An 8,492-nucleotide genomic window follows, 5' to 3' on the forward strand; every position below is an offset into this window, starting at 1 on the left:
CAGTCGGCCTACGTCGGAAGCGAGGTGACGACGCTGCTGCTCGGTGCCGGCCTCAGCCTCGGGTTGGCGTTGCTCGGTGCCGGACTCGCGTACGGACTCTATCGCGGTGCGTCGCCGACACGACATATGGAGAAACTCGGCGGTATACGGACGCTTCTCATGAACAACTACTATCAGGACGAGTACCAGGTGTGGCTCGCCAAAGGCGCCACAGTGCGGCTATCAGCCGCCGCTGATACGTTCGACCAAGGCGTCATCGACGGCGCTGTCAACGCGGCCTCAAGCGTGAGCCTCTTTAGCGGGAGCCGCCTGCGGCGGATCCAGACGGGTATCGTGACGAACTACGCGGCACTGTTGCTCTTGAGTCTGCTCGCGTTGCTTGTCGTCTTTGCAATCCTCGGGGGGTGGCTCTGAATGTTCGTCGAGACGCTCCTCGCGTTGTGTCTGCTGGGCGCTGCTGTGGTCTTCGTCGCTCCGGATCGGTACGCCGGCCGGCTCGCGTTCGGCATCTCGCTCGCGCCGCTTCTCGTCTCGCTGTACATGTATCTCGTCTTCGACGGCAGCGGCAATGCCCTCCTTGGTGGTGATATCGCTTACGAACGGTTCGCCGAGTGGCTCCAACTCGGCCCCTACGCCGTCAACTACCACGTCGGCCTTGATGGCATCTCCCTGCCGCTTGTCGTCCTCTCGACAGTGTTGACGACGCTTGCCATCCTGAGCGCGTGGACGCCGATCGACGCCCGCGAGAGCGAGTTCTACGGGCTCGTGTTGTTCCTCGAGGGCAGCCTCATCGGCGTCTTCGCCGCGTTGGATTTCATCCTCTGGTTCGTCTTCTGGGAGGCTGTGTTGATCCCAATGTACCTGCTCATCGGCGTCTGGGGCGGCCCTCGTCGTAAGTACGCCGCGATCAAGTTCTTCATATATACGAACATCGCCTCGCTCGTGATGTTCATCGGTTACATCGCGTTGCTGTTTGGCCTGGGTGGCGCGGTCTCGGCGACAAGCATGCCCGCAGTCGCCGAGGCGCTCCGGGCGGGCCAACTCGGCTACCTCGGCACGCCGGCGTTCGGGGTCGGCCCCGACGCCCTCGCGATGGCCGCCTTCCTCGCGATGTTCGTCGGCTTCGCGGTCAAAGTCCCGATCGTCCCCTTCCACACGTGGCTGCCGGACGCTCACGTCGAGGCCCCGACGCCAGTGTCGGTCCTTTTGGCCGGCGTCCTGCTGAAAATGGGGACCTACGCTTTGCTGCGGTTCAACTTCACAATACTCCCCGAGCAGGCTGCAGCCCTCGCGGCCCCGATCGCCGCCATCGCCGTGATCTCGATCATCTACGGCGCGCTGCTCGCGTTGGCCCAACAGGATCTAAAACGTGTCGTCGCGTACTCGTCGGTCTCCTCGATGGGCTACGTCATCTTGGGCCTCGTCGCCTACACTGTCTACGGCGTCGGCGGCGCAACGTTCCAGATGGTCGCCCACGGCCTCATCTCCGGGCTCCTGTTTATGACGGTCGGCGTCTTCTACAACGCGACCCACACCCGGATGGTGGACGACATGTCGGGGCTTGCGACCCGGATGCCCGTGACCGCCGCGGTGTTCCTCGCCGGCGCGTTCGCCTACATGGGCCTACCGCTCATGGCTGGGTTCATGGGTGAGTTGTTCGTCTTCCTCGGTGCGTTCGAATCGACGGTGTTGCCGGCCGCACCGCTGTTTACCGCCGCGGCGATGTTCGGCATCGTGATCGTCGCTGGCTATCTGCTGTGGGCGATGCAGCGGTCGCTGTTCGGCCCCTACCGGCTCGAAACCGACTACGATCTCGGGCGCGCGCCGCTGCACGATATCGCGCCACTCGTGGTGCTCGTTGCGCTCATCATCGCGTTGGGCGTCGCCCCGGACCTGTTCTTCGAGATGATCCGGGACGCGACCGTAGACATCGTCGACTTCCCGTTCGGGGGTGATGCTCGATGATCGCCGGCGGGTTCGCGCTCGCGCCGGCCGGGGCGTTCGTCCTCGCCGCGCTCGCGCTGTTCGTGCTCGATGCGTTCTCGCCGGGACGAACGAGCGGCGGCCTCCTCGCCGGCATCTCGGCGTTCGGCGCCATCGCTACGCTTTCCGCCTCCGGCGTGCTCCTGTTGTCGGGAGCAGCCGACGGGGGCGTCGAGCTGTTCGGCGGGCAGTTGGTCGTCGACGGAATGAGCCTGCTGTTCACGTTCATTTTCGGCAGCGTGACCGCGCTCGTCTCGGTCGCTTCCTTCGATTACATCCGTGAACTACCCCACCGAGCCGAGTACTACATGCTCGTCATGCTCGCAGCGACGGGGATGTCGCTGATGGCCTCGGCCAACAGCCTCGCGGTCGCGTTCGTCGCCCTCGAGCTCGCGAGCCTGCCCTCGTATGCGCTTGTCGCGTATCTAAAGGGCAATCGTGGCTCCGTCGAAGGCGCGCTCAAGTACTTCCTGATCGGGGCGCTCTCCTCGGCTATCTTCGTCTATGGAATCTCACTCGTGTACGCCTCGACCGGCAGCCTCCTGCTCCCGGACGTCGCCAGTGCGGTCGGCGGTGCGGCCGCCGGCTACCCGGGCGTGCTTGGCGTCGGCGTGCTCATGATCGTCGGCGGCCTCGCGTTCAAGACGGCCTCGGTACCATTCCACTTCTGGGCGCCGGACGCCTACGAGGGCGCGCCCGCCCCGGTCTCGGCGTTCCTCTCGTCGGCCTCGAAAGCGGCCGGCTTCGTCCTCGCGTTCCGCATCCTGCTCGTCGGGTTCCCGATCGAGACGGTCGTCGGGTCGATCGACTGGGTGCTCCTGTTTCAGGTGCTCGCGGTGTTGACAATGACTATCGGGAACTTCGCGGCGGCGACCCAAGAGCACGTCAAGCGGATGCTCGCGTACTCCTCGATCGGCCACGCGGGCTACGTGTTGATCGGGCTGGCCGCGCTGACCGGCGTCGGCGGGGCGAGTTCCGGAACGACCGTTCTCGGGGCGAGTATGCTCCACCTCGTCGTCTACGGGTTCATGAATACCGGCGCGTTCCTCTTCGTTGCGCTAGCCGAATACTGGGAGATCGGCCGTACGTTCGAGGACTACAACGGCCTCGCCCGGCAAGCGCCGCTGGCGTGCGTGGCGATGACCGTGTTCATGTTCTCGCTCGCCGGCCTGCCCGTCGGCGGCGGTTTCATCTCGAAGTATTACCTCTTCGCGGGGGCCGTCGGCGCCGGCGTGCCGTGGCTCGCCGCGGTGGGCGCAATAAACAGCGCGCTGAGCCTCTATTATTACAGCCGCGTGGTCAAGGCGATGTGGATCGACGACCCGGTCGAGGAGCGCTCCATCGAGCGTTACCCGACCGCGCTGTACGTTGCAGTGCTTACTGCGGCGGTTGCGACCGTCTTCTTGTTGCCCGGCATAGCCGTCTTCGACGGCGCGGCCTTCGACGCGGCGGCGGCGCTGTTTTGAATCCCGGACAGCGCTCCAGCACGTTTTAGACTGTTGGGGTCGGACACAAGCGTATGAATCGGCTGGTGTTGGGCTACGGCGCGGTCGGGACGTCGTTCATCGAGCGGCTGGCGGAGCGACCGGGGGCGCTCGTCGTGCTCGTGGACGAGGACGACCACGCCGAACCTCTCCGTGAAGCCGGTATCGATGCCAACCGGGTTGACATCGGAGATGTCGACGACATCCGGACCGTCGCCGGCGACGTCGATTCGGTCGTTGCCGCCCCGGCCGCCGACGCGCTCGCGCGAGTGGTCCGGACGGCTCGGTCAGCGTACCCCGACGCGTTTCTCATGGCCTGTCTCGCTGACGGGGTCGACCGGGAGGCAGTCCCCGAGGCCGACCGGATCATCGATATTCCGGAGAAGGTGGGGCAGGACGTTCTGGAGTGTGCTGGGGACGACGGCATTCACACTCGGGAGCTTCGGGCGGCCCTCAACAGCATCGACGGTCGCCTCGCCGTTCTCGCCCACGATAACCCCGATCCCGACGCCATCGCCTCCGCCGTCGGACTCCGTCACCTCGCCTCGGAGTTCGGCGTTGAGGCGGAGGCGTGTTATTACGGCAATATCGGTCATCAAGAGAACCGTGCCCTGGTGAATCTCTTCGAGTTCGACCTCCGGAATCTCAATGACGATGCGGATCTCTCATCGTTCGACGCCGTCGCCCTCGTCGACCACTCCCGACCGGGCGTCAACGACGGGCTACCGCCGGAGACGCCGATCGACATCGTCGTCGACCACCATCCACCACGAACCCCGGTCAACGCCGGATTCGTCGACCTCCGGAGCGACTTCGGGGCGACCTGTACGATCCTCGCGGAGTACTTCAACTGCCTCGGTATCGAATTGAACGAGTCGCTCGCGAGCGGGCTGTTGTACGGCATCCGAACCGACACACGGGACTTTTGCCGAGGGGTCTCTATCACCGACTTCGAGACCGCCGCCAGACTCGTCGAATCGGTCGATCCCGACCGACTCAGACAGGTCGAATCACCGAGCGTCTCGGTTGACACCCTCGAGACGGTCGGGAGCGCCATCTCGGCCCGACAGGTGACCAACGACATCCTGACGAGCTGTGTGGGCGAAATATCCGACCGGGACACGCTTGCTCAAGCCGCTGACAAACTCCTCGACATGGAGGGTATCACGGCGACGCTCGTCTCCGGATACACCGATGGGACGGTGTTCGTCTCCGCACGCTCCAGAGGGGTCGATCGCGACCTCGGCGAGATCCTCCGTGAGGCGTTCGCTCAGATCGGCGATGCTGGCGGGCACGCCGACATGGCCGGGGCGCAGATCCCAACCTGCATCCTAACCGAAGACGCGGACCCCGACGAGCGGTGCGACGCGATCGCCGACGTGATCACCGATCGGTTCTTCGAGGCGCTTGGGGTAACCCCCGACTACGGTCCTTTCATCTACGCTGATGGCGACGGCAGCCAGGGGTTCGCGGAGTAAAGAGCGCTGGGTGATCGACGCACACGGTGGCTGGGGGTGATCTGCCGGCAGGAAGTGGGCTTTTTGCCGTTCGGCGCCGTCGACTCGATAATGGACGCTGGCTCAGACGACGCCTATGACGGCAAGCCGAGAGTGAAGGACTACATGACCCGCGATGTCGCGACGGTCTCGCCCGACGACTCCGTCGAGGCGGTCGCCGAACGGATCGCCGGGAGCGAAAACCACAGCGGGTTTCCGGTGTGTGATGGCCGCCAGGTCGAGGGGTTCGTCAGTGCCCAGGACCTGTTGCTCGCCGATGAACGCGACCTGATATTCAAGGTGATGACCTCGGACATCATCGTCGCCCACCCCGACATGCGAATCACCGACGCGGCGCGCGTCATTCTCCGGTCCGGAATCGAACGCCTCCCGGTGGTGGACGACGCCGGCAATCTCGCTGGGATCATCTCGAACGCCGACGTCATCCGCTCGCAGATCGAACGCGCGACCCCCGAGAAGGTGGGCAAACTCAAGCGGACCCTCGAGTCGATCCACGGCACTGAGGCGACCGAAGAGCGACGCACCGTCTCGCTCGCGGCGTTGACACCCACGCAGACAAAGGTGTACACTGACGAACTCGAAGGGCGCCGATACGAACTCGAAAACGGACTCGCGGAGCCGCTGGTCGTTATCGACAACGCGGGGACGCTTCTTTTGGCCGACGGCCACCACCGCGTCAAGGCGGCCGACCGTCTCGATATCGAGGAGATGGATGCCTACGTGATCAGCCTCGACAGACGCGTCGAGTTGGGGATGGCAGAGACTGCCAAAAAGAGCAATCTCGAATCGATCGACGACATTGAGGAGGTTGATTACGGCCACCATCCCCTCGTCGAGACGACGGAGCGGCTGCAGGATTCCTGATACTGCCAGAGCTGTGGACCGCTCGGGCCATTGCCACCCCGTGGAATCGCCGTTGCTTAGGGCGGAGAGGATGTCAAGCGTCGACGTAGTTCCGCGAGACGTACACGACCAACAGCAACGCGACGCCAAGTGAGACGCCGACGGTCGTCATGCCGAAAGCCGCCAGTCCGACCGGCGTTGGCTGGAACGTCACCAAGCCGAGAAACGACACGGCCTTGAGATCCCGGAGCCCAATACTCCCGATGGCGGCGCCCAAGGCGCCCGCGATCGAGACGACGACCACGTACAGGACCGCGATGACGCGTTCGCCCTCGATGCCGGCGTTTGTCTCCGTCACACCGTATAGTAGATCCGTGGATTGAATGAGCTTTGTGTTTCCACCGTGCTCCTACGGCGTTTTGAAACGTTTTTGCGGGCGGCCATCTAATCAACGGTATGGCCGAATCACGCCGTCAGTTTACCGAAAAGGAGTATCTTCTCGTCGTACTTGTCGTCGTCGCTGTGCTCATGGCCGGGGTTGCGTTGTTGTTGGTCCTCAGCTCCACGTGAGCCCCCGTACGGTCGCGTTGTCGGGCCCCGAACGCGAGGGGTCCAGGCAGTCATATATCCAACTCAAGAGAACTCATCCCCCGTGTTTTTCGCTGTAGTCGGTTGGCTGTTTGACGTAGGTGTACTCGACCGAGTGGTCTCCCGACGAGTCGGCCATGTTCCGTTTTATTTCTTCGAGTATTGATGCCGCTCGGCGTCTGGCTTCGCGGCGTGCGCTCGAATCGCGGCTCAGGCTCCGAAGCCCCTCCTCGATCTGTTCGCCTTCGAGTTGCCGCAGATATTCCGCTGATAGATCCCTGACTTGTTCATCGGGACTCCGAAGGGGATCAACGAGCTGACACCCGACTTCCTCACGCTCTACGGAGGTAGCCATCTCCCCGAGTAACCGGACGGCCTGTCGCTCTGTTTCCTGACCGATGTCGCTCTCCAGATCGTTAACGATGATACTCGAAGCGATCCCCGCAGTGTCTGTGAGTGTCGACGACTCCAAGCGCTCGGTTAGGTACTCACACGCGTCCTCGTGGCCCACCGATTCACCTCTCGTACAGAGTTGCATCAGCGAGATGATCGCTTGCTGTCGAACCGCCTCTGACCCGGTTTTGATTCCGTCGACGAGTGCCCTTGCAGTCCGGCGACGATCCAGCCGGTGAAGCTCCGAAACAGCGATCCGCTGTAGTCGATCGTCGCTCGCATCGGTGACGGACAGCAACGCTTCAAGCGCGGGATCGGTTCCAATTTCGACGAGTGTGGAAGCCGCCGTGCGCCGAACCATCGAATTAGCGTCCCGAAGCATCCGTTCCACCGGCTGATGGTTCGGCTCCGGGCCGGATTGTCCGTAGGACTCGATAGCGCGCGACCGTACCCGACGGTCGTCGTCATCGAATGTCTCGACGAGTTGCGAACGCATACGCTCTTGGCCGAGAACTCCGATGGCCGTCGCCCCTATAAGCCGAAACGCTGGAAACTCCGCAGTAAGCCAGCGGCCGACAAATTCCGCTGGATCAGCGCTACTGCTCTCGCGTGCAACCGACTGTATCAACATTTCGGCCAGCCGGTCAATGTGATCCTGATCGTAGAGATACAGCGAGTCGATAGCCCTCGCTTGTACCTCAGTTGACCCGTCTTCGACTACCGCCCTTGTCAGGTCGTCCACAACGGTTGCGGTGTACTGTTTCGATCCGGCTATCATGCCCAGCGCCGCCGCGGCTCTGGCCCGTATGGCTACAATTTCACCGGTGTGCAACAGTCGACAGAGCTCGTCAGCGTCGGACGCGTCGATGGGCTGTTCAAGTACCGAAAAGTGCGAACGTTCGTCTGTCTCCGAGAACTCCGCGTCCTCTAGTCTGTCCAGCCAGTTTCCGGATCTGTCGCGATCAGTGTCTCCTGAGTCCATCCTCTACACTCCATGCCCCCGTGCGGCATACGATGTCGGTCACCTGGTCGTATCGTTGCTATCTCGTCTCAAGCGATACCCACCAGATGCCTACGTTGCTTCTAAGCTTTCGTGCTATGCATTTTAATGTACGGATGCCATCGATAGCTGTGGGCCACACAGGACGATATCGGCGGGCATGAAAGACAGCGATAAGCTCCAATCGCGGCGTACTTCTCATCGGTGGATATTGTCCGAGAAACTAAATAGACTGCATAGTACTGTTTTTTCATCGGTCAGTGTACATATGGTACAAAAGTGGAACTGTGATCGCTGTGGGTTTTCAGCCTGGTCGGATAGCTACGAGCGGTTGAAACGGAAGGCCGGAACGCACCTATTTCGACATACGTCCGGAAACGTGAGCAAGTCGGATTTCCGGTTCGAATGGCGGTGCCCGTACTGCGATGAGGCTGGAAAAACACACGAGCGGGACACGGCCCGCACGAATTTCAAACAACATCTCAACGGCCACGCTGCAACGGATATAGAACAAAACAAGCATATATCGGAGGAGATCGGCCGAAGCGGGAACATCCCCATAAATACCCCCATCGAGAGCACCGCCGCAGACAATGCCCGTGTTCACTTCGTCTCGGGAAGTAACTTGGCTATCATAATCACGAAGAACCCAGCGGATCGCCTCCGGTTGTTCGACCGACAGCT

At 62.4% G+C, this 8,492-nt stretch carries 6 protein-coding genes and 2 pseudogenes; 6 read left to right on the plus strand and 2 right to left on the minus strand.

The features are described 5' to 3' along the window. The 5 genes and pseudogenes from ACI944_RS08545 to ACI944_RS08565 form a co-directional block, all read left to right on the plus strand. A pseudogene (locus ACI944_RS08545) lies at nt 1-414 on the plus strand (NADH-quinone oxidoreductase subunit L); the annotation flags it as partial. After that, nucleotides 415-1,965 carry a complex I subunit 4 family protein gene (locus tag ACI944_RS08550; protein ID WP_411718634.1) on the plus strand — a complete coding sequence of 517 codons (1,551 nt, stop codon included), beginning with the start codon at nt 415-417 and terminating at the stop codon, nt 1,963-1,965. It abuts the pseudogene before it with no gap. Beyond that, the gene (locus ACI944_RS08555) at nt 1,962-3,449 is read left to right on the plus strand and encodes an NADH-quinone oxidoreductase subunit N (RefSeq protein WP_411718635.1); all 1,488 of its coding nucleotides are present in this window, start codon (nt 1,962-1,964) and stop codon (nt 3,447-3,449) included. Before ACI944_RS08550 ends, ACI944_RS08555 begins: the two co-directional genes overlap by 4 nt. Before the next feature lie 53 nt (nt 3,450-3,502). After that, nucleotides 3,503-4,945, plus strand: a complete 1,443-nt coding sequence (locus ACI944_RS08560) for a DHH family phosphoesterase (protein WP_411718636.1) — start codon at nt 3,503-3,505, stop codon at nt 4,943-4,945. 90 nt (nt 4,946-5,035) lie between these two features. After that, complete coding sequence (locus ACI944_RS08565; protein ID WP_411718637.1) at nt 5,036-5,848, plus strand: CBS pair associated ParBc domain-containing protein; 813 nt, start codon at nt 5,036-5,038, stop codon at nt 5,846-5,848. A 73-nt stretch (nt 5,849-5,921) separates the two neighbouring features. On the opposite strand, the gene ACI944_RS08570 is transcribed toward ACI944_RS08565, so the two are convergent. Both ACI944_RS08570 and ACI944_RS08575 read right to left on the minus strand, forming a co-directional pair. Beyond that, nucleotides 5,922-6,185 (minus strand): cox cluster protein, encoded by a 264-nt coding sequence (locus ACI944_RS08570; protein ID WP_411718638.1) that lies wholly within the window; start codon nt 6,183-6,185, stop codon nt 5,922-5,924. A gap of 285 nt (nt 6,186-6,470) precedes the next feature. Then, entirely contained in the window at nt 6,471-7,790 is a 1,320-nt protein-coding gene (locus tag ACI944_RS08575) for a HEAT repeat domain-containing protein (RefSeq protein ID WP_411718639.1), read from the minus strand. Nucleotides 7,791-8,187: 397 nt separating this feature from the next. Between ACI944_RS08575 and ACI944_RS08580 the strand changes: the two are divergent. Beyond that, nucleotides 8,188-8,492: pseudogene (locus tag ACI944_RS08580) on the plus strand (hypothetical protein); the annotation flags it as partial.

Origin of the sequence: Natronomonas sp., assembly GCF_046710025.1 — an archaeon.
Taxonomy (GTDB): Archaea; Halobacteriota; Halobacteria; order Halobacteriales; family Haloarculaceae; genus Natronomonas.